The sequence below is a fragment of the Isoptericola sp. NPDC019571 genome, assembly GCF_044389385.1.
GTDB lineage: Bacteria > Actinomycetota > Actinomycetes > Actinomycetales > Cellulomonadaceae > Isoptericola > Isoptericola nanjingensis.
This window is the reverse complement of the sequence record NZ_JBIRXZ010000005.1, coordinates 201,195-224,120: the sequence shown is the minus strand read 5'-3', so window position 1 is coordinate 224,120 and position 22,926 is coordinate 201,195. Positions and strand designations below refer to the sequence as shown.

The 22,926-nt window shown below is 75.2% G+C and carries 22 protein-coding genes; 6 read left to right on the top strand and 16 right to left on the bottom strand.

Translation table 11 applies throughout. The features are described from left to right. Positions 1–23: 23 nt before the first annotated feature. Positions 24–1,088 (top strand): RNA polymerase sigma factor SigJ, encoded by a 1,065-nt coding sequence (gene sigJ, locus ACH443_RS11250; RefSeq protein WP_430590340.1) that lies wholly within the window; start codon positions 24–26, stop codon positions 1,086–1,088. Here the strand turns inward: sigJ and ACH443_RS11245 are convergent. Beyond that, entirely contained in the window at positions 1,027–2,496 is a 1,470-nt protein-coding gene (locus tag ACH443_RS11245; protein WP_430590339.1) for an MFS transporter, read from the bottom strand. The two genes, sigJ and ACH443_RS11245, sit on opposite strands and share 62 nt — an antisense overlap. A gap of 99 nt (positions 2,497–2,595) precedes the next feature. Between ACH443_RS11245 and ACH443_RS11240 the strand changes: the two genes are divergently transcribed. Both ACH443_RS11240 and ACH443_RS11235 read left to right on the top strand, forming a co-directional pair. Then, positions 2,596–3,702 (top strand): alpha/beta hydrolase, encoded by a 1,107-nt coding sequence (locus ACH443_RS11240; RefSeq protein ID WP_430590338.1) that lies wholly within the window; start codon positions 2,596–2,598, stop codon positions 3,700–3,702. Further along, positions 3,699–4,505 (top strand): glycerophosphodiester phosphodiesterase, encoded by an 807-nt coding sequence (locus ACH443_RS11235; protein ID WP_429763587.1) that lies wholly within the window; start codon positions 3,699–3,701, stop codon positions 4,503–4,505. The genes ACH443_RS11240 and ACH443_RS11235 overlap by 4 nt, the downstream gene beginning before the upstream one ends. A gap of 12 nt (positions 4,506–4,517) precedes the next feature. Here the strand turns inward: ACH443_RS11235 and ACH443_RS11230 are convergent, their stop codons facing one another. Continuing rightward, the gene (locus ACH443_RS11230) at positions 4,518–5,246 is read right to left on the bottom strand and encodes an ArsR/SmtB family transcription factor (RefSeq protein ID WP_430590337.1); all 729 of its coding nucleotides are present in this window, start codon (positions 5,244–5,246) and stop codon (positions 4,518–4,520) included. A gap of 65 nt (positions 5,247–5,311) precedes the next feature. Here ACH443_RS11230 and ACH443_RS11225 point away from each other — a divergent pair, with 65 nt between their 5' ends. Then, a complete protein-coding gene (locus ACH443_RS11225; protein ID WP_430590336.1) occupies positions 5,312–5,770 on the top strand; it encodes a hypothetical protein in 459 nt (152 codons plus the stop codon). On the opposite strand, the gene aroB is transcribed toward ACH443_RS11225, so the two are convergent. The 10 genes from aroB to rpsD all read right to left on the bottom strand — a co-directional run bounded on the left by aroB (position 5,767) and on the right by rpsD (position 15,835). After that, positions 5,767–6,921: a 3-dehydroquinate synthase gene (gene aroB, locus ACH443_RS11220; RefSeq protein WP_429763592.1), complete on the bottom strand. Its 1,155-nt coding sequence runs from the start codon at positions 6,919–6,921 to the stop codon at positions 5,767–5,769. The genes ACH443_RS11225 and aroB overlap by 4 nt on opposite strands. After that, entirely contained in the window at positions 6,918–7,514 is a 597-nt protein-coding gene (locus tag ACH443_RS11215; protein ID WP_430556766.1) for a shikimate kinase, read from the bottom strand. The genes aroB and ACH443_RS11215 overlap by 4 nt, the downstream gene beginning before the upstream one ends. Further along, positions 7,511–8,728, bottom strand: a complete 1,218-nt coding sequence (gene aroC / locus ACH443_RS11210; protein ID WP_430590335.1) for a chorismate synthase — start codon at positions 8,726–8,728, stop codon at positions 7,511–7,513. Before aroC ends, ACH443_RS11215 begins: the two co-directional genes overlap by 4 nt. 43 nt (positions 8,729–8,771) lie before the next feature. Beyond that, on the bottom strand, positions 8,772–9,656 hold the full coding sequence (locus ACH443_RS11205; RefSeq protein WP_430590334.1) for a shikimate dehydrogenase: 885 nt from the start codon (positions 9,654–9,656) through the stop codon (positions 8,772–8,774). Between the two features lies 1 nt (position 9,657). Beyond that, positions 9,658–10,806: an endolytic transglycosylase MltG gene (gene mltG / locus ACH443_RS11200; RefSeq protein ID WP_429763596.1), complete on the bottom strand. Its 1,149-nt coding sequence runs from the start codon at positions 10,804–10,806 to the stop codon at positions 9,658–9,660. Between the two features lie 67 nt (positions 10,807–10,873). Continuing rightward, positions 10,874–11,419 (bottom strand): Holliday junction resolvase RuvX, encoded by a 546-nt coding sequence (gene ruvX / locus ACH443_RS11195; protein WP_429763597.1) that lies wholly within the window; start codon positions 11,417–11,419, stop codon positions 10,874–10,876. After that, positions 11,416–14,127: an alanine--tRNA ligase gene (gene alaS, locus ACH443_RS11190; RefSeq protein WP_430590333.1), complete on the bottom strand. Its 2,712-nt coding sequence runs from the start codon at positions 14,125–14,127 to the stop codon at positions 11,416–11,418. The genes ruvX and alaS overlap by 4 nt, the downstream gene beginning before the upstream one ends. A gap of 160 nt (positions 14,128–14,287) precedes the next feature. After that, the gene (locus ACH443_RS11185; RefSeq protein WP_429763599.1) at positions 14,288–14,680 is read right to left on the bottom strand and encodes a hypothetical protein; all 393 of its coding nucleotides are present in this window, start codon (positions 14,678–14,680) and stop codon (positions 14,288–14,290) included. Continuing rightward, positions 14,680–15,063: a DUF948 domain-containing protein gene (locus tag ACH443_RS11180; protein WP_429763601.1), complete on the bottom strand. Its 384-nt coding sequence runs from the start codon at positions 15,061–15,063 to the stop codon at positions 14,680–14,682. The genes ACH443_RS11185 and ACH443_RS11180 overlap by 1 nt, the downstream gene beginning before the upstream one ends. Before the next feature lie 145 nt (positions 15,064–15,208). Beyond that, positions 15,209–15,835 (bottom strand): 30S ribosomal protein S4, encoded by a 627-nt coding sequence (gene rpsD / locus ACH443_RS11175; RefSeq protein WP_429729429.1) that lies wholly within the window; start codon positions 15,833–15,835, stop codon positions 15,209–15,211. A gap of 303 nt (positions 15,836–16,138) precedes the next feature. Between rpsD and ACH443_RS11170 the strand changes: the two genes are divergently transcribed. Then, positions 16,139–16,582, top strand: coding sequence for a globin domain-containing protein (locus ACH443_RS11170; RefSeq protein WP_429763602.1), 444 nt, complete (start codon positions 16,139–16,141; stop codon positions 16,580–16,582). A 26-nt stretch (positions 16,583–16,608) separates the two neighbouring features. Here the strand turns inward: ACH443_RS11170 and ACH443_RS11165 are convergent, their stop codons facing one another. Together ACH443_RS11165 and ACH443_RS11160 are read right to left on the bottom strand one after the other, a co-directional pair. Continuing rightward, positions 16,609–17,997 carry a replication-associated recombination protein A gene (locus ACH443_RS11165; RefSeq protein WP_429763603.1) on the bottom strand — a complete coding sequence of 463 codons (1,389 nt, stop codon included), beginning with the start codon at positions 17,995–17,997 and terminating at the stop codon, positions 16,609–16,611. A 42-nt stretch (positions 17,998–18,039) separates the two neighbouring features. Next, on the bottom strand, positions 18,040–18,609 hold the full coding sequence (locus ACH443_RS11160; RefSeq protein ID WP_430590332.1) for a TetR family transcriptional regulator: 570 nt from the start codon (positions 18,607–18,609) through the stop codon (positions 18,040–18,042). 89 nt (positions 18,610–18,698) lie between these two features. On the opposite strand from ACH443_RS11160, the gene ACH443_RS11155 reads away from it, so the two are divergent. Next, positions 18,699–20,201, top strand: coding sequence for an FAD-dependent monooxygenase (locus ACH443_RS11155; RefSeq protein ID WP_430590331.1), 1,503 nt, complete (start codon positions 18,699–18,701; stop codon positions 20,199–20,201). Here ACH443_RS11155 and ACH443_RS11150 read toward each other — a convergent pair. Together ACH443_RS11150 and aspS are read right to left on the bottom strand one after the other, a co-directional pair. Beyond that, a complete protein-coding gene (locus ACH443_RS11150; RefSeq protein ID WP_429763606.1) occupies positions 20,190–21,050 on the bottom strand; it encodes a GNAT family N-acetyltransferase in 861 nt (286 codons plus the stop codon). The two genes, ACH443_RS11155 and ACH443_RS11150, sit on opposite strands and share 12 nt — an antisense overlap. Continuing rightward, positions 21,047–22,819 carry an aspartate--tRNA ligase gene (gene aspS, locus ACH443_RS11145; protein WP_430590330.1) on the bottom strand — a complete coding sequence of 591 codons (1,773 nt, stop codon included), beginning with the start codon at positions 22,817–22,819 and terminating at the stop codon, positions 21,047–21,049. The genes ACH443_RS11150 and aspS overlap by 4 nt, the downstream gene beginning before the upstream one ends. Positions 22,820–22,926 lie beyond the last annotated feature (107 nt).

Sequence of the window (22,926 nt, the reverse complement as noted above, 5' to 3'; positions counted from 1 at the left end):
CGCCCCGCGGAAGGATGGGCAGCATGCCACGCACCGACACCCCCGCCCGACGACGCGCCGGGCGCGCACCCGACGGTGCCGTCGACCTCGAGGACCTGCGCCGGGTGGCGTTCGGCGCCGCGTACCGGATGCTCGGCAGCGTCACCGAGGCGGAGGACGTCGCCCAGGAGGCCATGCTGCGCGTGGCCCCGGTCGGGATGGTGGACCCGGTGGTGGTGAACCCGGCCGCGTACACCACGACGGTCGCGACGCGGATCGCGCTGGACGTGCTGCGCTCGGCGCGGGTGCGCCGCGAGTCGTACGTCGGCGAGTGGGTGCCCGAGCCGCTGGTCGGGGACGTCGTCGCCGCCGGGTCGGCGGGCCGGGAGGCCGCCGCGCACGCCGAGCTCGCCGACGACCTGTCCACGGCGTTCCTCGTGCTGCTGGAGACCCTCACCCCGGCGGAGCGGGCCGCGTTCCTGCTGCACGACGTGTTCGGCTATCCCCACCGGGAGTCGGCCCAGGTGATCGGGACGACGGAGCTGGCGGCGCGGCAGCTCGCGTCCCGGGCGCGGAGGCGCGTGGCGGCGCGGCAGGACGCCGCGACGGACGCGCGTCCCGTCCGGTCGGGGTCGCCCGACCCGCACGCGGAGGAGCTGGTGCGGCGGTTCATCGCGGCGACCGAGGAGGGCGACGTCGACGCGCTGGTGGAGCTGCTGGCCGACGACGTCGCGCTCACCGGCGACAGCGGCGGCAACGTGCCCGTGGGGCTGGCGGTGTCGCGCCCGGTGTCGGGCAACGTGGCGGTGGCCAGGCTGCTGTCGGGCTTCGCCAGGCGGGGCGCGCCGGCGCGCATCGAGGCGACCGTGGTCAACGGCAGCCCGGGCATGATCGCGTACGCCGACGACTCGGTGGGCGGCGGCGTCATCGGCACGTACGCCCTGCAGTTCTCCGGCGGCCGCATTTCCCGGATCGACGGCGTCATCAACCCGGAGAAGCTGCAGCACCTGGCCCCGCTGGCCGACCTGGAGGCGGTCGCCGCCGAGATCAGGGCCGCGGGGCGGCGCCGTCGGGACGCGCAGGCTCCCGACGGCCCACCGTCACCTTGAGCATGAGCACCAGTCCCACGAGGATCACGGCGACGATGCCCAGGGTGCCCCAGATGGTGGCGCCGGTGAGCGCGATGAGCAGCGTCCACATCGAGGGGGCGAGGAACGACACCGCGCGTCCTGTCGTGGCGTAGAGGCCGAAGATCTCGGACTCGCGCCCGGCGGGCGCCACGCGGGCCAGCAGGGAGCGGGACGCGGCCTGCGCGGGGCCGACGAAGCAGGTCAGCGCCAGCCCCGCCACCCAGAACACCACGGACCCGAACGAGTGCAGCGCGACGACCAGCAGCCCGCACGCCACGAGCCCGGTGAGCGAGCCGATGATCACCGCGCGGGGCCCGAACCGGTCGTCCAGGCGCCCGGCGACGATCGTGCTGAGGCCGGCGAGCAGGTTGGCGGCGATGCCGAACGCGATCACCGCGTCGTCGCTGAAGCGGAACGACACCGCGGCGATGACGGCGCCGAACGTGAACACGGCGGACAGCCCGTCGCGGTAGACGGCGCTCGCGAGCAAGAACCAGAAGGTCGGCCGCTCGTGCCGGTACAGGGCGACCACGTCGCGCACCAGGACGACGTAACCGGCGAAGAACCCGACGCGTGGCCGGTCCTCGGCCGGCGGCGCCTCGGGCACGTACCGGAACAGCGGCCAGGCGAAGGCCACGGCCCACAGGGCGCAGCCGAGCGCGATGACCCGGTACGCCAGGCCGTCGTCGGTCGGCATGCCCCACCAGTCGAAGGTCTGCGCCACCACGACGAGGACGAGCGCGACGATCCCGCCCAGGTACCCCAGCCCCCACCCGAGGCCGGACACCCGCCCCACGGTGGCGCGCGTGGACACCTGCACGAGCATCGCGTTGTAGTTCACGCCGGCGATCTCGCTCGCCACGCTGCCGAGGGACACCAGGGCGGCGCCGAGCACGAACCAGGCCGGGTCGGCGCGCACCGCGAACAGGGCCGCCATGGCCAGGACCATGACCAGGGTCGCGCCGCCCACCCAGGCCTTGCGGCGCCCTTCGACGTCGGCGCGCCGCCCCAGCACGGGCGCGAGGAGCGCCACGAGCAGCCCGCCGATCGTGATCCAGAGGCCCAGCCCGCTGGTGAGCCCGGCCTGGGCGCGCTCGTGCACCGGGTCGGTCGCGGGCAGCGCTGCCACCTCCGGCGTCAGGAAGGCGTCGCTCGTGAGGTACAGCGCCGTGAAGACGAACGTGACGATCACGGTGTTGAACGGCTGCGTCGCCCAGTCCCACATCGCCCACGAGACGACCTGACGGCGCGGCACCGGCGCCTCCGCGACGTCCGACCCCGCCGCGCCGCCGTGCAGCGGGCCGTGAGGCGGGCTGTGCGGCGACCCGTGCGGGGCGGTGGGCACGGCGTCGGGTACGGGTTCCGGCACCGCCGGTCGGTCGCTCATGAGGCGCAGTCTGCCCGACGCGGGGGCCCTGGCGGGAGGGGCACGTCGCAGCGCGGTCGACGGCGCGCCGCGGCCGGCCCCCGCGGATACGATCGCGCCGTGCACGCTCCCGCCCCGCGACCACCTCGGCACCCCGGTCCCGCCGGGCGGTGGCAGCCCGACCGGCTCCTCGGCCCCGGCTTCGAGGAGCGGCCGCTCGGCCCCGCCACCCTGGTGCGGGCCGTCGACCGACCGGAGCGTCCCCGCGCCGTCGTGCTGCACGTGCACGGGTACAACGACCACTTCTTCCAGGCGCACCTCGCGCGGGCGTTCGTCGACGGCGGCCTGGCGTTCCACGCCGTCGACCTGCGCCGCGCGGGGCGCTCCCTGCTCGACAGCGACTCCGACACCGACCTCGCCGCCGGCCCGGGGGCCGGCGACCCGCTGCCCCCGCACTACGTCGCGAGCCTGCGCGAGGCGGGCGCCGACCTGTCCGCCGCGGCGCACGCCGTCCGGGAGATCGAGCCCGGGCTGCCGCTCGTGGTGCACGCGCACTCGACGGGCGGCCTGAGCGCGGCGCTGTGGGCGCACGCCGTCCGGCACGACCCGGCGCACGGGCCCGACCTCCTGGTGCTGAACTCGCCCTTCTTCTCCCTCAGCGGCTCGCGCCTCGCGGACGCGGGCCGCTCCGCGGTGCTCGAGGTGCTGGGGCGGCGTCGCCCGCTGGCCGTCGTCAGTGCGAACCCGTCGGTGTACGCCGCGTCCCAGCACGCCTCCCGCGGCGGCCGGTGGGACTTCGACACCACGCTCAAGCGCCCCGAGGGGCTCCCGGCGCGCGCGGGCTGGCTCCGCACGGTCACGCGGGCGCAGGCCCGCCTGGCCCGCGGCCTCGCCGTCCCCGGGCCGGTCCTGGTCGCGCGCAGCGACTCCTCCGGCCCCGACCGGCCCGACAACCCGCGCCTCGACGCGCAGGACACCGTGCTCGACGTCGGGCGGATCGCGGCCCTGAGGCCCCGGGTCGGGCCCGACACGGCGCCGCTGGTCGTGCCCGGCGGCGTGCACGACCTCTCCCTGTCCGCCGACGCCCCCCGCCGGGCCTACCTCGACGGCGTCCTGGCGTGGCTCGACGCCCGTCTGCCGGACGTCCGTCCCCCGGGCGTCGAGCCGCCTCGCGCCGTCACCGACGGCACGACCGTCGACACGCACGAGGACCAGGAGCAGCCGTGAGACCGACCCCCGCGCACCCGTACCTCGACCCTCGAGGCGCCGACGGCGCACCGCTGCCCGTCCTCGCTCTGGCGCACCGCGGCTTCTCGCACGGCCGGGAGAACCTGGAGAACTCCCTCGCCGCGTTCGCCGCCGCGGTCGACCTGGGCTTCCGGTACGTCGAGACCGACGCGCACGGCACCTCCGACGGCGTCGCCGTCGCCCTGCACGACGCCTCCCTCGACCGCACCACCGACGCCACCGGCCGCGTGGCCGACCTGCCGTGGTCGGTCGTGCGGCACGCGCGCATCGGCGGCAGCGAGCCCGTGCCCCGCCTCGACGAGGTGCTCGGCACCTGGCCCGACCTGCGCGTGAACGTCGACGTCAAGGAGGACTCCGGGGTCGAGCCCACGGCCGCGGCGATCGAGCGCACGGGCGCGCACGACCGGGTCTGCGTCACGTCGTTCGACGTCGGGCGCCGCCGCGCGACCCTCGCCCGCCTGACCCGCCCGGTCGCGACGTCGGCCGGCCGCCGCGAGGTGGCGGGCTTCCTCGCCGGCGCCCGTCTCCGGGTGGACGCACTCGCCCGCCGCGCCCTGCGCGACGTGGACGCCCTGCAGGTCCCCGTCTCCGAGGGCCGCGTGCCCGTGGTCGACGCGAGGACCGTCGCCGCCGCCCACCGCGCCGGGCGGCAGGTGCACGTGTGGACGATCAACACCCCCGGGGAGATGGGCCGCCTCCTCGACCTCGGCGTCGACGGCATCGTCACCGACCGCGCCGACCTGCTGCGCGACGTGCTCGTCGCGCGCGGCCTGTGGGCCTGAGCGTCCCGCCGGTCAGGCCCGCTCAGGGCCCGCGCCACCGCCGGACGGCGGCACCAGCTCGACGCCCCACGTCTCGCGCACCACGTCCCGCCCGTCAGACGTCAGCCGCAGCCCCCGCCCGCTCGTCCGCGCCACCCATCCGGCGTCGAGGAAGCGGGCGCCGACGGCGGCGCCGAGCGCACCGGCCAGGTGCACGCGGCGCTCGGTCCAGTCCAGGCAGGCCCGCGTCGTCGGGCGGCGGGCGGCGGCCGCGCCGTCCACGTCCACGCCGAGACCGCGCAGCCCGTCGGCGCCCGCGTCCGTGAGGGCGAGGACGTCGGGATCGTCCAGCCACCCCCGCGCGACGCACGCCTCGGCCAGCCCCACGCCGAGCCGGCCCGCGAGGTGGTCGTAGCAGAACCGGGCCGCCGCCAGCCGGTCGGCCTCCCGGCTGCGCCGCAGCCCCGCCACGGGCAGAGGGCGCGCCAGCGCGCCGAGCGCCTCCAGGGCGTCGGCCACGTCGGGTCCCGCGAGGGCGTAGTACCGGTGCCTGCCGCGGGCGCGGCCGGTCACCAGCCCGGCGGCGACGAGCACCGCCAGGTGCTCCGACGCAGCGGGGGCGCCCACGCCCGCCGCCCTCGCCAGCTCCCCGGCGGGGCGTGCCGTGCCGTCCATGAGGAGCCCGACCATCGCCGACCGCGCCGGCGCGGACAGCGCCCGCCCGACGTCGGTGAAGTCCCGGTCCCGCCCGTCACCACCCATGACCCCGACGATACGGCGACGACGCCTCGGCGGACGCCGAAACGTCCCGGGTCTACGGTCGCCGCATGACCGCCTCTGATGCCCCCGCCCCGCAGGACCTCGAGGTCCGCCTGCCCGGCACGCCCGGCGCCCTGGCCGACCTGGGCGAGACGCTCGGGCGCGCCGGCGTCAGCCTGGAGGGCGGCGGCGTGACCGGCCTCGACGGCGGCCGCGTCGCCCACTTCCTCGTCGACGACGGGCCCCGCGCGGTCACCGCGCTGGTGGCGGCGGGCCTCGGGCCCGCGGTCGCCCGCGACGTCGTCACCACCCGCCTCGCCCAGGACGTCCCCGGGCAGATGGGCGCGTTCGCGCGCCGCCTCGCGGAGGCGGGCGTCGTGGTCCGGACCCTGTACAGCGACCACGACGGCAACCTCGTGCTGCTCGTCGCGGACGACGACCTCCCGGCATGCCGGGACGTGGTGCGCGCGTGGGACGCCGACCGCGAGTCCGCGCGCACGGCCGGCGGGACGGCCGGCTACCGCTAGAGCCCGAGCTGGACCGTCACGCCGGGCCGGCCGGCCGGCGGCTCCTTCGAGATCTCCGCGTACGCCGCGGCGAGCAGGGTCGGGTCCGGCCCCTCGAGGCGCGTCGGCTTCGCGACGTCGTCCAGCACGACGAAGCGCAGCAGGTTCCCGCGCGTCTTCTTGTCCCGCTGCATGGCGGCGAGGAGCTTGTCCCAGCGGTCGCCGCGGTAGGTGGTCGGCAGGCCGAGCGAGTCGAGGATCGACCGGTGCCGGTCCACGACGGCGTCGTCGAGCTTGCCGCCGAGCCGGGCGAGCTCGGCCGCGAAGACCATCCCGACCGCGACCGCGGCGCCGTGCCGCAGCTGGTAGCGCTCGGTGAGCTCGATCGCGTGCCCCAGGGTGTGCCCGTAGTTGAGGATCTCCCGCAGCCCCTGCTCCGTGAGGTCCTCCCCCACCACGCGGGCCTTGACGCGCACCGACCGTTCGATGAGCTCGGTCAGCACGGCCCAGGTCTCGGGCGAGGCGTCCGAACCCTTCCACTCCCGGAGCTCGTCGGCGTGCTCCTCGACGAGCTCGAGGATGCGCGGGTCGGCGATGAAGCCCGTCTTGACGACCTCCGCCATGCCGGCGACGAGGTCCCAGCGGTCGAGGGTCTCCAGGGCCGCCAGGTCGCACAGCACCCCGGCGGGCGGGTGGAAGGCGCCCACGAGGTTCTTGCCCTCGGCCGTGTTGATGCCCGTCTTGCCGCCCACGGCGGCGTCGACCATCGCGAGCAGCGTGGTCGGCACGTGCACGACCTTGATCCCCCGCAGCCACGTGGCCGCGACGAACCCTGCCAGGTCGGTCGTCGCGCCGCCGCCGACGGAGACGATCGCGTCCGAGCGCGTGAAGTCGGCCTGCCCCAGCACCTGCCAGCAGAACGCCGCCACCTGGGCGGTCTTCTGCTCCTCGGCGTCCGGGAGCTCGACGGCGAACGCCTCGTAGCCCTGCGCGACGAGGTCCTCGCGCACGGCCTCGCCGGTGGCCTGCAGCGACGCGGGATGCATGACCAGCACCCGCCGCACCCCGTCCCCGAGCAGGCCCGGCAGCTCGCCGAGCAGGTGTCGTCCGACGACGACGTCGTAGGACGGGGCTTCGTTCGTGCTGCCCTGCACGGTCACGCGGACCGTCATGACTGGACCTCCTGTGCCGATGTGCCCGCGGCCGCGTCGTGCTGCGCCGCGCCTTGCTGTGCCGAGCCGCCCGTCACCCCGGCGTGCACCTGCGCGGCGACCTCGTGCGCGGGACGCTCGTCGGAGACCACGTGCACCGTGGCGAGGCGCTCGTAGGTGGGCCGACGCGCCTGCATCAGCTCGACCCACCGCGCCCGCGGGTTGCCCACGAGCAACGGACGGGACTGGTTGAAGCCGACGCGGGGCGCGGCGTGCGCGAGGGAGACGTCCAGGAAGACGACGGTGCCGCCGCCCGCGACGTAGCCCTCGAGCGCCCGCTGGGTGTGCTCGTCCATGATCGCGCCGCCGCCGAGCGCGAGGACGCCGGGGTGGCAGGCCAGGGCCGTGGTGACGGCCTCCCGCTCGAGCTCGCGGAACCGCGGCTCGCCGTCCTCCACGAAGATGTCGGCGACCGGCTTGCCCGCGGTGTCCTCGACGTCGGCGTCCGTGTCCCGGAACGCGACACCGAGCCGCTGCGCGAGCAGGCGGCCGACGGTCGTCTTGCCGCTGCCGGGCGGGCCGATGAGGACGGCGCGAGGGACGCCCGCGCTCATCGGAGCAGCTCGGGGATCGAGGCCAGGTACGACTCGGCGTTGCGCCGCACCTCGGCCACCGAGTCCCCGCCGAACTTCTCCACGACGGCCTGCGCCAGCTCGAGCGCCACCATCGCCTCCGCGACGACGGCGGCGGGCGGCACCGCGCACACGTCCGAGCGCTGGTGGTGGGCGGTGACGGCCTCGCCCGTCGCGACGTCGACCGTCGCCAGGGCGCGCGGCACGGTGGAGATCGGCTTCATCGCGGCGCGCACGCGCAGCACCTCGCCGTTCGACATGCCGCCCTCGATGCCGCCCGCACGGTTGGAGCGGCGGTGGATGTGGCCGTCGTCCCCGCGCTCGATCTCGTCGTGCGCGGCCGAGCCGCGGCGGCGGGCGGTGCGGAAGCCGTCGCCGACCTCCACGCCCTTGATCGCCTGGATGCCCATGAGCGCGCCCGCCAGCCGGGCGTCGAGGCGCCGGTCGCCCTGCACGTAGCTGCCGAGGCCGGTCGGCACGTCGTAGGCGAGCACCTCGACGACGCCGCCCAGCGTGTCGCCGTCCTTGCGGCACTCGTCGATCTCCGCGACCATCGCCGCGCTCGTCGTGGCGTCGAAGCAGCGCACCGGGTCGGCGTCGAGGGCGGCGACGTCCTCGGGCGCGGGCAGGTCGGTGCCCTCGGGCACCTCGACCGGGCCGATCGCCACGACGTGCGACACCAGCCGGACGCCGACGGCCTGCTCGAGGAACTTCGCCGCGACCAGGCCCAGCGCGACGCGCGTCGCGGTCTCGCGCGCCGACGCCCGCTCGAGCACCGGTCGCGCGTCGTCGAACCCGTACTTGCGCATCCCGACGAGGTCGGCGTGGCCCGGGCGCGGCCGGGTGAGCGGACGGTTGCGCGCGATCTCCCGCTCGTCACCGGTGCCGGCGTCGACGAGCAGCGCCTCGCGGTCGACGGGGTCCGGCGACATGACGTCGGTCCACTTGGGCCACTCGGTGTTGCCGATCTCGAAGGCCAGCGGGCCGCCCTGCGTGATCCCGTGGCGCAGGCCGCCGAGGACGCGCACCGCGTCCTGCTCGAACTTCATCCGGGCGCCGCGGCCGTAGCCGAGCCGCCGGCGGGCGAGCGCGGCCTGGATGTCCGCGGTCACCACCTCGACGCCGGCGGGCAGTCCCTCCAGCACCCCCACGAGTGACGGACCGTGCGACTCCCCCGACGTCATCCAGCGCAGCATGCCTGCGATTCTTCCACGCTCGCGCCGCCGATCCGTCCGGTGGTCAGCGGGCGGACGCCGGCGCCGTCAGGGCCCGGCCGAGCGCGTCGTCCATGGCCGCGACCGGGGCCGTGCGCCCGGTCATGAGGCGCACCTGCTCCACCGCCTGGTGCAGCAGCATCCGCTCGCCCCCGACGACGGTGCCGGCCGCGTCCGACCAGGCGGTCGACAGGGCGGTGGGACGCGGGTCGTAGACGACGTCGAGCAGCACGCCGGCGGGCGTGCCGCCGTGGGCGGCGAGCGCGGCCGCGACCGGGTCGGCGGCGTAGGCGGGCATGGTGGAGACGACGACGTCGGCGTCCCGCAGCGCGCCGAGCGACGCCGACGGGTCGAGCACCTCGAACCGCGGGGACACGCCCATGCGCGCCGCCGCCTCCTGCAGGCCCGCCGTCCGGCCGAGGGAGCGGACCAGGACGCGCGGCGTCGTGCAGCCGAGCTCGCCCAGCGCAGCCAGCGTGGACGCGGCCGTGGCGCCGCCGCCGAGGACGACGGCGCTCTGCGCGCCGGCGCCGGAACGCCCCTGGGCGGCGAACCCCTCGCGCAGCGCGGTGACCAGGCCGTAGACGTCGGTGTTCGTGCCCGTGAGCGTCACGCCGCACTGCGCGGGGCCGACGAGCACCGTGTTGACGGCGCCCACGGCCACGGCGAGCGGGTCGACGTGGTCCACGAGGTCCATGACCGCGTGCTTGAGCGGCATCGTGACGCTCAGTCCGGCCCAGCCGAGGTCCAGCCCTCGCACCAGCGCCGGGAGGTCCGCCACGGTCGTGTCGATCGCGGAGTACTCCCACCCCTCGAGGCCGAGGGCGTCGTACGCGGCGGTGTGCAGGACGGGCGAGAGGGAGTGCGCGACGGGGTGTCCCAGCACCGCCGCTCGTCGGGTGACCGTCATGTCAGCCGGCGTTCTCCGAGGCCCACTTCTGGTACTCGGCGCGGTACTCGAGGAACTCTTGGTAGTTGTCCGTGAACTTGGTCTCGCCGGTGTCCAGGTTCACCGTCACGTACCAGTTCCAGTCGCCCTCGGGCGGGTCGAGGACGGCCTCGACCGACGGCCGACCCGGGTTGGCGATCGGCGTGGGCGGGAGCCCGGTGTTCTTGCGGGAGTTGTACGGATCGCTCGCGTCTGCGAACTCCGACTTCGTGATCTCGTCCGCCGGCTTGCCGAGCCCGTAGGAGTTGATCGCGTCCAGGTACAGCGCCTCGTCGCGGTCCAGGCGGTTCTCGATCACGCGTGCGACCTCGCCCCGGTACCCGTCCGGCGCCTCCTTCTCGACCAGCGACGCCTTGTTCAGGACGTCCTGCCAGTCGGACTTCTCGACCCCGAGCGACTCCAGCTCCTTCTTCGTCTGGTCCACCATCGCCGTGAGCAGGGTCGTGGCGTCGTCGCCCGGCTGGACGGTGTACGTCTTCGGGAACAGCCAGCCCTCGGCGTTGCCGTCGGCCTGCTTCGGCAGCCCGAACGACCCCGGGTCCTTCAGCGCCTTCTCGAGCTCCTTCGGCGTGATGTCCGTGACCGAGCCGACCTTGTCGACGACCTGCGCGACCGTGTACCCCTCGGGGATGGTCACGTTGGTCTGCAGCTTCTCGTTCTTCACCAGCGCGGCGACGGCGTCCGACGCCTTCATCTCGGCCTGCAGCTGGTAGGTGCCGGGCTGGATGCCGGCGGCGGCCGGGTTCTGGCCGAACGCGTCCGTGAACGCGCCGACGCTGGCCACGACGCCGGCCTCCTGCAGCACCGTGCCCATCTGGCCGCCGGTGGCCCCCTCGGGGATGACGACGTCGACGGGGTCCCCGCCCGGTCCCGGGTAGTCGTCGTTCTGCGAGCCGATGAAGGGCAGGTCGCCGACGAGCGAGTCCATGCGGTCCCAGAGCAGGTAGGCACCCGCGCCCACGAACGCGAGCACCACGACCAAGACAACCGCGGTGCGCTGCCTGCGGCGGCGCTTGCGCTTGGCGGCGGCCCTCCGGCCGGCGGCCGAGCGGCGCCGCGAGGGTGCCGCAGGCGCCTCCTGGAGGGCGGGGTGCTCGAAGAGGTCCGTCACGCCGGGTTCTTCCTTCTGACAGGGCCTGGGGTGGGCACGGTGGGTCGGGTTCTGCCGTCCGGGCTGGTCAGGCGCCCGGTCGCCGCAGCTCGACGAGCTCGCCGGCGCGCTCCCCCGCCGACCGCTCCACGTCGAGTGCAGATTGCAGAATGATAACGGCTGCGGCCTGGTCGACGACAGACCGGTGGGTCTTGGTGCGTCGCCCCGCCGACCGCAGCTGCGCGTGCGCCGTCACGGTCGTCATCCGCTCGTCCACCAGACGCACCTCGACGGGCGCGACGGCGGCCGCCAGCCGGGAGGCGAAGTCGCGCGCGTCGGCGGTGGCCGCGCCCTCCGCCCCGGACAGGTGCCGCGGCAGCCCGACGTACACGACCGCGGCGAACCGCTCCTCGGCCTCCGTCGCGATCCGCGCGACGTCGGGCGTCATCGTGGGCGCGCCGTCGGCGCCCGCGGGCACCTCCAGCACGCGAGGCACGGTCTCGACCGGCGTCGCGACGAGGCCGTCGGGGTCGCTGCCCGCCAGCCCGATGCGCGCCTTGCCGACGTCCACCCCGAGGCGCGCGCCCCGCGGCAGCCCGCGGGGCGCGTCCGGCTCCGGCGACGGTCCCGTCACGCGCCCGCCTGGGCCGCGCGCACGCCCTCGGACACGCCGGCCAGCGCGGCCGGCAGCGCCGACGCGTCGGTGCCGCCGCCCTGGGCCAGGTCCGGCTTGCCGCCGCCCCCGCCGCCCAGCGCCTTCGCGGCCACCTTGACGAAGTCGCCGGCCCGCAGGCCCGCGTCGCGCGCCCCGGCGTTCGTGCCGACGACCACCAGGGGACGTCCGCCCGCGACGCCGCCGACGGCGACGAGCACGGCCTCCGCGTCGCCCAGGCGCCCGCGCACGTCGAGCACGAGGGCGCGCAGGTCGTCGGCCGAGGCCACCTCGCCGGCGTCGTGCGCCACCACCCGCACGTCGCCGACGCGCTCCGCCTGCGCGGCGAGCGTGCCCGCCGCGGCGAGGATGCGGTCCTGGCGCAGGCCCGCCAGCTCCTTCTCGGTGTCCTTCAGGCGCGTGAGCAGCGAGCCCACGCGGTCGGCCAGCTCGTCCGGGCGCGCGCCCAGGAGGCCGGTGAGCTGGCCCACCAGGGCGTGCTCCTTGGCCTGGAAGCCGTACGCGCCGTCGCCCACGAGAGCGTCCACGCGACGCACGCCGGAGCCGATCGAGGCCTCGCCGAGCAGCGCGACGCGACCCACCTCCCCGGTGGCCTTGACGTGCGTGCCGCCGCACAGCTCACGCGACCAGTCGCCGCCGATCGAGACGACGCGCACGGTGTCGCCGTACTTCTCGCCGAACAGCGCCATGGCACCCAGCTCGCGGGCGCGGGCGATCGGCATCGTTGCGTCCGTCACCTCGAGGTTCTCGGTGAGGCGGCCGTTGACCCGCTCCTCGATCTCGCCGAGGGCGTCCGCCGCCACCGGCGTCGGCGACCGGAAGTCGAAGCGCACGCGGCTCGGGGCGTTCTCCGAACCTGCCTGGGTGCGGTCCGGCCCGACCATCTCGTGCAGCGCCTTGTGGATCATGTGCGTGGCCGAGTGGGCGCGGCTGATCGCGACGCGACGCGCGACGTCGATCGTCGCGGTGCCGGGGTCGCCCAGCGCCACCGTGCCCTCGACCAGACGGCCGCGGTGCACGGACAGGCCCTTCACCGGGCGCTGCACGTCGTCGACCTCGATGGTCGCGCCGCCGTCGAGCACGATCGTGCCCTGGTCGGCGAGCTGGCCGCCGGCCTCCGCGTAGAAGGGCGTGCGGTCGAGGACGACCTCGACGTCGGCGGGCGCGGTCGCCGCGGGGGCGGGCACCCCGTCGACGAGCAGACCGGCCACCGTCACCGCGGACTCCGTGTCGGTGTACCCGAGGAACTCGACCGGCGCGGACAGCTCCTTGTTCAGGTGCTCGTACGAGCGGAGGTCGGCGTGGCCCGTCTTCTTCGCGAGCGCGTCGGCGCGGGCGCGCTGCTTCTGCTCCGCCATGAGGTCGCGGAACGCCTTCTCGTCCACCTGGACGCCCTGCTCGGCCGCCATCTCGAGCGTGAGGTCGATCGGGAAGCCGTACGTGTCGTGGAGCTGGAACGCCTCGGCGCCACCGAGCACCGGGGTGCCGCCGTCCGCTCCGTCCGAGGCCCGCGACTTCGCGCGACCCACGGCCGTGTCCAGGATGGACGTGCCCTGCGCGAGCGTGCGGCGGAAGGCGTCCTCCTCCGCGTACGCGACGTCGCTGATGCGGGCGAAGTCGGCCTCCACCTCCGGGTAGGACGCCTTCATCGCGTCCTTGGACACGGGCAGCAGCGAGGGGAGCGCGACCTCGTCGACGCCGAGGAGGCGCACGGCGCGCACGGCGCGACGGACGAGGCGGCGCAGCACGTAGCCGCGGCCCTCGTTCGACGGGCGCACGCCGTCCCCGATCACCATGAGCGACGAGCGGACGTGGTCGGCGATCACGCGCATCCGCACGTCGTCCTCGGGGTCGGCGCCGTAGCGCTTGCCCGTCAGCTCCTCGACACGCGCGATGACGGGGTACACCTCGTCGATCTCGTAGAGGTTCTCCTTGCCCTGCAGCAGGTAGGCGATGCGCTCCAGGCCCGCGCCGGTGTCGATGCTCTTGTGCTCGAGCTCGCCCAGCAGCGGGTAGTTCTTGCCCTGGCCCTCGCCGCGCACGAACTGGTCGAAGACGAGGTTCCAGATCTCCAGGTAGCGGTCGCCGCCCGGGTCGACCGTGCCGCCCACGGCGTCGGGGCCGTACGCGGGGCCGCGGTCGTAGTGCCACTCGGCGCAGGGGCCCGCCGGGCCGGGCTGGCCCGTGTCCCAGAAGTTCTCCTCGCGGGGCAGGCGCACCACGTGCTTCGGGTCGAGCCCGACGCCCTTCGTGAGCGCGTCGAAGGCCTCGGCGTCCTCCTCCCAGATGGTCACCCAGAGGCGGTCGCCGTCGAGGCCGTAGCCGCCCTGGCCCTGGTCGGTCGTGAGGAGCTCCCACGCGAAGTCGATCGCCTCGCGCTTGAAGTAGTCCCCGAACGAGAAGTTGCCGTTCATCTGGAAGAACGTGCCGTGCCGCGTGGTGCGGCCCACGTTCTCGATGTCGTTGGTGCGGATGCACTTCTGCACGCTCGCGACCCGCGGCCACGGCGCCGGCTCCGTACCGAGGATGTACGGGATGAAGGGCACCATGCCCGCGATCGTGAACAGGATCGACGGGTCCGGCGAGACCAGGGGTGCGCTGGGCACGATCGCGTGGTCCTTCGACTCGAAGTAGTCGAGCCAACGCTTGCGGATCTCGGCGGTGCGCATGGTGTCCTTCAAATGATGTCGAGGCCGATGTCGAGGCTGACGTCAGACCGGTACGGCTGGTGACGGGTGTGACGAGCGGGTGGCCGCCCGCCGGGGGCGGCCGACCCCTATTCTCGCGCCCGCCGGGGGATGGTCGGAACGGGATTTCGCGGAGCGGGGATCAGAACGAGTAGCCGAGGTCCGCCTCGTCGGCGGCGATCTCGGCCTCGGTGTCGGGCCGTCCGTCGGGAGCGGATGCCGCGTGCCGGGCTCGTCCGGGCCCTCCGCGCAGGTCGGCGGCGCGCAGCCCGCTCGCGCGGACGTCGTCCGGGTCCGGCTGCCCCTCGGCGAGCAGCGCGGCGGTGAGCTCGGCTTCCCGGGCGCTGCGAGCCTGGGTGAACTCCCGCCGGAACGTGGCGACGAAGGTCTCCGCCCGGCGTCCGGCGTCCTGCGCCGCACGCTCCGCGCGGTCGACCACCGCCTCGGGCGCGTACTGCGCCACGATCTTGCGGCCACGCTGGACGACGACGACCGTCACCACGACGCCCACGCCGACCCAGAACAACCGGCGCATCAGCGGCCGGCCTTCGCGTCGTCGCCGCGGCCCGAGCGCGAGGCCCGGGCGAACGCCTGGCGCACGCCGTAGGAGAACGCCGCGACCTTGACCAGCGGGCGGCCGAGCGTCGAGGCGTACAGGCCGGCCAGCGCCGACACGTTCTCGCTGACCTGGGCAGCCGAGGTCGTGATCGTGTCCACCTTGACCAGCTGGTCGTTGGTGGAGGCCACCGTGGTGGCGGCCTCGTCGAGGATCGGCACCGAGTGCTCCGTGACCTCGCGGATGGAGCGCGTCGCCTCGTCGAGCACGCGCCCCAGCTTCACGAGCGGGATCGCGAGCAGGCCCACGAGCAGCACGAACGCGACGGCCGCGATGAGCCCGGCCACGTCACCCATCGACATCAGATCTCTCCTCGCACAGGCGTCAGACGGTCGGTCGTCACCCTATCCCGGGTGACCGGCCACGAACGGCGGACGCCCCGCCCCCCGCGAGGCGGGTGACGGGGCGTCCGAGGTGCTGCGGACTCGTCCGCGGCGATGCGCAGGATCAGCGCGCGTAGAACTCGACCACGAGCTGCACCTCGCAGGTCACGGGGACCTCGGCGCGCTTCGGCTTGCGGGTCAGCGTGGCCGACAGCTTCTCGAGGTTCACGTCGAGGTAGCCCGGGACGGCCGGCAGCACGTCGCGGTGCGCACCGGCGGCGGCGACCTGGAACGGCGTGGTCGTCTGCGACTTCGGCTTGACCTGGATGGTCTGGCCCGGCTTCACGCGGAACGACGGACGGTCGACGATCTTGCCGTCCACCAGGATGTGACGGTGCGTCACGGCCTGGCGGGCCTGCAGGATGGTGCGGCCGAAGCCGGCGCGCAGCACGAGCGCGTCGAGACGCGTCTCGAGGTCCTCGACCATGACCTCACCGGTCAGGCCCGGGTGCTTGCGGGCGTTCTCGTACACCTTGAGGAGCTGCTTCTCGCGGAGCGCGTACTGCGCGCGCAGACGCTGCTTCTCGCGGAGGCGGACCGCGTAGTCCGACTCGGTGCGGCGGCGGGCGCGGCCGTGCTCACCCGGGGGGTACGGGCGCTTCTCGAAGTGGCGGACGGCCTTCGGGGTCAGCGCGAGGCCGAGCTTGCGGCTCAGGCGGACCTGGCGGCGCGACTTGGTGACAGCGGTCACTGGTTGCTTCCTGTCCTGTGGTGATGGATGAGGTCACACCCGACGTCCGCCCCGTGGAGGGGAGGTCTCGGGTGCGGGACCAGCCGATGGAGCTCCTGCGCGGGGCGGGTGCTCACGGGGCCGAGGTCCCAGGTGGTCGCCGGAAACGGCAACCGCAGCATCTTACCGCATCCCGCGGGGCGCCCCGGCCCGTCGGGCTCCACCCATGCCTCCTCCGGCAAGGTCTTGTCGCCGGCGTCGCCCGGGCGCTTGACTGTGCACCGCCGGCACGGCGCCGGTCGGTCGCCCGAAGGAGTCGCCCCGATGCCCTCCCCCGTCACCCTCTCGCCCCGCTCCGCCGAGGTGGTCCGCTCCACCCTGCCCGTGGTCGAGGACTCGATCGACGACATCACCACGATCTTCTACCGCACCCTCCTGGACGAGCACCCCGGCCTGCTCGGGTCGATGTTCTCCCCCGAACGCATCACCGACGGCAGCCAGCAGCGCGCGCTCGCGGCCGCGATCACCTCGTGCGCGGCGATGCTCGTCGCCGACGAGGACGCCGACCCCCGCGACGTGCTCGCCCCGGTCGCCCAGCGGCACCGCGCGGTCGGCGTGGAGCCGGCCCAGTACGAGGTGGTCCACCAGCACCTGTTCGCCGCCATCGTCGCGGTGCTGGGGGACGCGGTGACGCCGGAGGTGGCGGCCGCCTGGGACGAGGTCTACCGGACGATGGCGGGCACCCTCATCGAGCTCGAGGCCGCCTGACGCACGGTCGCCGGCCGGTAGGCGCGTCAGGCGTCGTCCAGGATCTGCCGGATCCGCGCCACCCGGTCGGTGACCTGCTTCTCGAACCCGCGGTCGCTCGGGTCGTAGTACCGCCGCCCCGCGAGCTCGTCGGGGAGGTACTGCTGCGCCGCGATCGCGTGCGGCGCGTCGTGCGCGTACCGGTATCCCTTGCCGTGCCCGAGCCCCTCGGCGCCCGCGTAGTGCGCGTCACGCAGGTGCGGCGGCACGACGCCCACCTTCCCCGCCCGCACGTCCGCGAGCGCCGCGTCGATCCCCTGGTACGCCCGGTTGGACTTCGGCGCGGTCGCCAGGTGCACGACCGCCTCCGCGAGGACGATCCGCCCCTCGGGCATCCCGATGAGCTGGACGGCCTGCGCCGCCGCCACCGCGGTCTGCAGGGCGGACGGGTCGGCCATGCCGACGTCCTCCGCCGCGGAGATCACGAGACGCCGCGCGATGAAGCGCGGGTCCTCGCCCGCGGCCACCATCCGGGCCAGGTAGTGCAGGGCGGCGTCCACGTCCGAGCCCCGGATCGACTTGATGAACGCCGAGACGACGTCGTAGTGCTGGTCGCCGTCGCGGTCGTACCGCACGGCGGCGACGTCGACGGCGCGCTCGACCGTGTCGAGGTCCACGGCGACCGGGTCCCCGGGCGTGCGGCCGGGGACCGCGTCCGCGAGGGCCGCGCCGGCGGCGGCCTCCAGGATGGTCAGGGCCTTGCGCGCGTCCCCGCCCGCCATGCGCACGAGCTGGTCCTCGGCCTCGTCCGTCAGCTCGACGGCGCCGTCCAGGCCGCGCTCGTCCGCGACGGCGCGGCGCACGAGGGCGCGGACGTCGTCGCCGGTGAGGGGCTTGAGCGTGAGGAGCAGGGACCGGCTCAGCAGCGGGGAGTTGACCGAGAACGACGGGTTCTCCGTGGTGGCGGCCACCAGCGTCACCCAGCGGTTCTCGACGCTGGGCAGCAGCGCGTCCTGCTGCGTCTTGGAGAAGCGGTGCACCTCGTCGATGAAGAGGACGGTCTCCTCGCCGCCGGTGGCGAGACGCCGCCGGGCGTCCTCGACGACCTGGCGCACCTCCTTCACGCCGGCGGTGACCGCGGAGAGCTCGACGAACCGCCGCCCGGACACCGTCGCGACGAGGTACGCCAGCGTGGTCTTGCCCACGCCGGGCGGCCCCCACAGGATCACGGACCCCGGGGCGGCACGGCGCGCGGACTCGTCGTCCGGCTCCACCAGGCGGCGCAGCGGCGATCCCGGCACGAGCAGGTGCGCCTGGCCCGCGACCTCGTCGAGGGCAGCCGGCCGCATGCGCACGGCCAGGGGGGCGCTCGGGCCGCTGCGGCCGGTCGCCGGCGTGCCGCGGGTGCCGGTGAGCGCGGCGTCGAACAGGTCCATGCGGCCCAGCCTACGGAGCGCCACCCACGCCCCGGGCCCGCGTCACGGCTCGGGGGATGTGATGTAGCGCTCGACGGTCGGCGCGAGCCAGGCGACGACGTCCGCGCGGGACATCTCGGCCGCGGGACCGAACTTCAGCACGTACCGCAGCAGCGCCATCCCGAGGATCTGCGACGCGACCAGCGTCGCGCGGCGGGGCGCGTCGGCGGGGTCGTGGCCGAAGCGCTCCGCGGCGGGCACGAGCTGGTCGCGGAAGACGCCGCGCAGGCGCTGGGCGCCCGCCGGGTTCGTGACGCCGACGCGCAGCAGCGTGACGAGCACGCCGTCGCGCTCCCACAGCTCCAGGAAGTGCGTGACCAGCACGCGGCCGAGGTCCTCGGCGGGGATCCGCGCGGGGTCGGGGATGTCGAGGGCCACGTCCACCACCCGCGCGAAGAGGCCCTCCTTGGAGCCGAAGTAGCGGATGACCATCGAGGGGTCGATGCCCGCCTGCCCGGCGATGGCCCGCACCGTCGCGCCGTCGTAGCCGTCCTGGGCGAACCGGTCCCGCGCGGCCTCGAGGATCGCGGCGCGGGTGGCGTCCGAGCGCCGGGGTGCGGGGGTGACTTCCATGCCGAGAGCATATGCCAACACCTGTTGACCTTGCGGGCCGACAGGCCTACCGTCGAACATGCCAACGCTTGTTGACGTCGGGAGGGATCATGAGCGCGCGCAACAGGACGACATCGGACCCGGTGGCGGACGTGATGATGGTCGGGGCCGGGCCCACCGGGCTGCTCCTCGCCGGCGACCTCGCCGCGGCAGGGGCGCGCGTGACCGTCCTCGAGAAGCGGCCTGCGGGCCTGAGCAACCTCACCCGCGCGTTCGCGGTGCACGCGCGCAGCCTCGAGGCGCTCGACGCGCGCGGGCTGGCGGACGAGCTGCTCGCCACCGGCCGGCGGGTGCGGAGCATCCGCGTGTTCGGGCGGGCCGACGTGCGCCTCGACACGCTGCCCGGCCGGTTCCCCTTCGTGCTCGTCACGCCGCAGTACGAGGTGGAGCGGCTGCTGCGCCGGCGTGCGGAGGAGGCGGGCGCCGTGTTCCGGCACGGGATGCGCGTCACCGACGTGGGCCAGGACGACGGCGGCGCCTCCGTGCTGGCGGCCGACGAGACCGGCGACGGGGCCGGCCACGAGGGAGGCGACGCGGCTGCGGGCGCCCCGGTCCGGTTCCGCGCGCCGTGGGTGGTCGGTACGGACGGCGTGCGCTCGACGGTGCGGCGGGCGGCGGGCCTGCCGTTCCCCGGGGAGACGGTGATCCGCGCGATGGTGCTGGCCGACGTCCGCCTCGCCCGGCCCCCGCAGGACGCGCTCACCGTGGCGTCGTCCGGGGGTTCGCTCGGCTTCCTCGCGCCGTTCGGCGACGACTGGTACCGGTTCATCGGCTGGGACGAGGCGCTCGACCCCGGCCACGAGGGGCCCGTGGATCTCGACGAGGTGCGCGCCGTCGCGCGGGCGACGCTCGGCGACGACCACGGCATGGCGGAGCTGCGGTTCGCCACCCGGTTCGCCGCCGACGAGCGCCAGGTGCCGCGGTACCGGGTCGGGCGCGTGCTGCTCGCGGGCGACGCCGCGCACGTGCACAGCCCGGCGGGCGGGCTCGGCATGAACACGGGGCTGCAGGACGCCGCGAACCTGTCGTGGCGCCTCGCCGCCGTGGTGCGTGGCGCCGACGACGCGCTGCTGGACGGGTACTCGGCCGAGCGGCACCCGGTGGGCGCCCAGGTGCTGCGCGCGAGCGGGACCCTGCTGCGGCTCGCCACCCGCCCGGGACCGGCCGCAGCCGCGGCGCGCGCGGCGGGCGCCACGCTCCTGTCCCGCGCGGCGCCCGTGCGCCGCCGCGCCGCGGGCGTGGTGTCGGCGCTCGGCGTGCGCTACCCGGCCCCGCCCGGGGCGCACCATGCCGCCGGGCGCCGCGTGCCCGACCTGCCGCTGGTCGCGGGCCCCTCGGGGTCGCGCCTGGCCGAGGCCCTGCGCGAGGGGCGCTTCGTGCTCGTCGGGCCCGCGGAGGGCTCCCCGGCGACGGTCCCGCCGGGACCCGGTGAGGTCGACGCCGCCGAGCGGGTGGTGGTGCGGCGCGCGGACGGCCGCGACGCGACGCTGCTCGTGCGCCCCGACGGCTACCTCGCCGACGCCCGGGTGCCGGCGGCGACGTCAGGGGCGTGAGCTCTCGAACTCCTGACCCAGGACGTACCCCAGCCGCCGGTACATGTTGCGGGCGGCGACGTTGTGGGCGTACACGCCCAGCGTGACCATCGACGCCTCGGAGACCCCGGCGCGGGTCGCCGAGGCCGTCACGGCCGCCCCGATCCCCCGGCCCCGCCACGCCGGGTCCGTCCCGATCGACCCCAGGGTCCACGGCCGCCCCGGCACGCGGCGCGACGCGCCTGCCACGGCGCGCACGACGCCGTCGTCGTCCCGCCAGCCCCACCAGCGGGACCGCGGCTCGCCCACGGGCAGCTCGCCGTCCGGGTTCGCGACCGCGAGGCAGGCGGCCGCCTCGGCACGTCCGGCGTCGCCCAGCAGCTCGACGACCCGCTCCTCGCCCGCGACGACGGCGGGCGGTCCCGTGACGGCGTACCAGTCCCACGCGTCGAACGGCGCACGGTCGAACGGCGCGGGGACGACGGCGCCGCCGCACGCGCCGGCCGCCGACACCGCGGCGTAGGTGCCGCGCGGCATGGACGCCCGCACGACCGGCCCCAGCCCGCCAGGGCGAAGCTCCGCCTCCGCGGCGAGGAGCAGACGTGCCGCGCCCTCGGCGCCGCCCACGGCCAGCAGGCTGACCCCGGCCGCGTCGTGGTCGACGGCCAGCGGGCGCCCCCCGTCGATCCGCTCGCGCCAGCGCAGCCGCACGAGGAACGCGTCGTCGTCGTGCCAGACGTGGCTGGCGTCCCACCCGCCGTGGGCGGCCTCGGCGACCACGACGGGGTGGTGCGCCCAACGGGGAGGCACGCTCGCCCCGGCCACCTGGGTGACCGGGGCGAGCGACGGCGCGTCGAGGGAGAGCGTCACTCCCCGTCGGCCTGGGGGACGGCGTCCACCCCGGCCTCCTTGCGCTGCTCGGGCGTGATCGGGGCGGGGGCCTCGGTGAGCGGGTCGTAGCCGCCGCCCGACTTCGGGAACGCGATGACGTCGCGGATCGACGCCGACCTCGTCAGCAGCGCGACGATGCGGTCCCAGCCGAACGCGATGCCGCCGTGCGGCGGGGCGCCGAACTTGAAGGCGTCGAGGAGGAAGCCGAACTTCTCCTGCGCCTCCTCGGGGCCGATGCCCATGACGTCGAACACGCGCTCTTGCACGTCGCGGCGGTGGATTCGGATCGAGCCGCCGCCGATCTCGTTGCCGTTGCAGACGATGTCGTAGGCGTAGGCGAGCGCGTTGCCCGGGTCGGACTCGAAGCTGTCGACCCACTCCGGCTTGGGCGACGTGAACGCGTGGTGCACGGCGGTCCAGGCGGAGTGGCCCAGGTCGACGTCGTCGTCCTCGCCGGTCGGCTTGAACAGCGGCGCGTCCACGACCCAGACGAACGCCCAGGCGTCCTCGTCGACCTGGCCGGTGCGGTGCGCGATCTCGAGCCGGGCCGCGCCGAGCAGCGCGCGGGCCTCGGCGGTCTTGCCCGCCGCGAAGAACACGGCGTCGCCCGGCTGCGCGCCGGTGGCGGCGGCGAGGCCGTCGCGCTCGGCGTCGGACAGGTTCTTGGCGACCGGGCCGCCCAGCGTGCCGTCCTCGCCGTAGGTGACATACGCGAGGCCCTTGGCCCCGCGCTGCTTGGCCCACTCCTGCCAGGCGTCGAACTGGCGGCGCGGCTGCGACGCGCCCCCGGTCATGACGACGGCACCCACGTACTCGGCCTGGAAGACCCGGAACGGGGTCTCGGCGAAGTAGTCCGTCAGCTCGACCAGCGGGTTGCCGAAGCGCAGGTCAGGCTTGTCCGTGCCGTACAGGCGCATGGCCTCGGCGTAGGTCATACGGGCGATCGGCGTGGGGATCTCGACGTCGATCAGCTTCCACAGGGCGGCGAGGACCTGCTCGGCGAGCGCGATGACGTCGTCCTGGTCGACGAAGCTCAGCTCGACGTCCAGCTGCGTGAACTCCGGCTGGCGGTCGGCGCGGAAGTCCTCGTCGCGGTAGCAGCGTGCGATCTGGTAGTAGCGCTCCAGCCCGCCGACCATGAGCAGCTGCTTGAACAGCTGGGGGCTCTGCGGCAGCGCGTACCAGGAGCCGGGCGCCAGGCGCGCGGGCACCAGGAAGTCGCGCGCGCCCTCGGGCGTCGAGCGGGTCAGCGTGGGCGTCTCGACCTCGACGAAGTCGTGCTCGTCGAGCACGCGGCGGGCCGCCTGGTTCGCCTTGGCGCGCAGCCGCAGGGCGTGTGCCGGCGCGGGGCGGCGGATGTCGAGGTAGCGGTGCTTGAGGCGCGCCTCCTCGCCGATCACCTCGGTGTCCGCGAGCGCCGTCGACACCTGGAACGGCAGCGGCGCGGACTCGTTCAGCACGACGACGTCCTTGGCCAGGAGCTCGATCTCGCCGGTGGCGAGGTTCGGGTTGGCGTTCCCCTCGGGGCGGCGACCGACCTCGCCCGTGACCTGGAGGACGAACTCGGAGCGGAGCGGGTGCGCCACCGCCTCGTCGCGGATGACGACCTGGGCGATGCCGGACGCGTCGCGCAGGTCGATGAAGGCCACTCCCCCGTGATCCCGGCGCCGATCGACCCACCCCGTGAGGGTGACGGTCTGACCGATGTGCTCGGCCCGCAGTGAGCCGGCCGTGTGGGTGCGGAGCACGGAGTGTTCCTTTCGAACAGGGTGGGGGGACCGTGTCGCCGGTGGCGACGTCCGGGCGCGCTGGCGCGCCCGTGCGAGTCTAGTCGTTGGCCGGCCCCCTTCTGCGA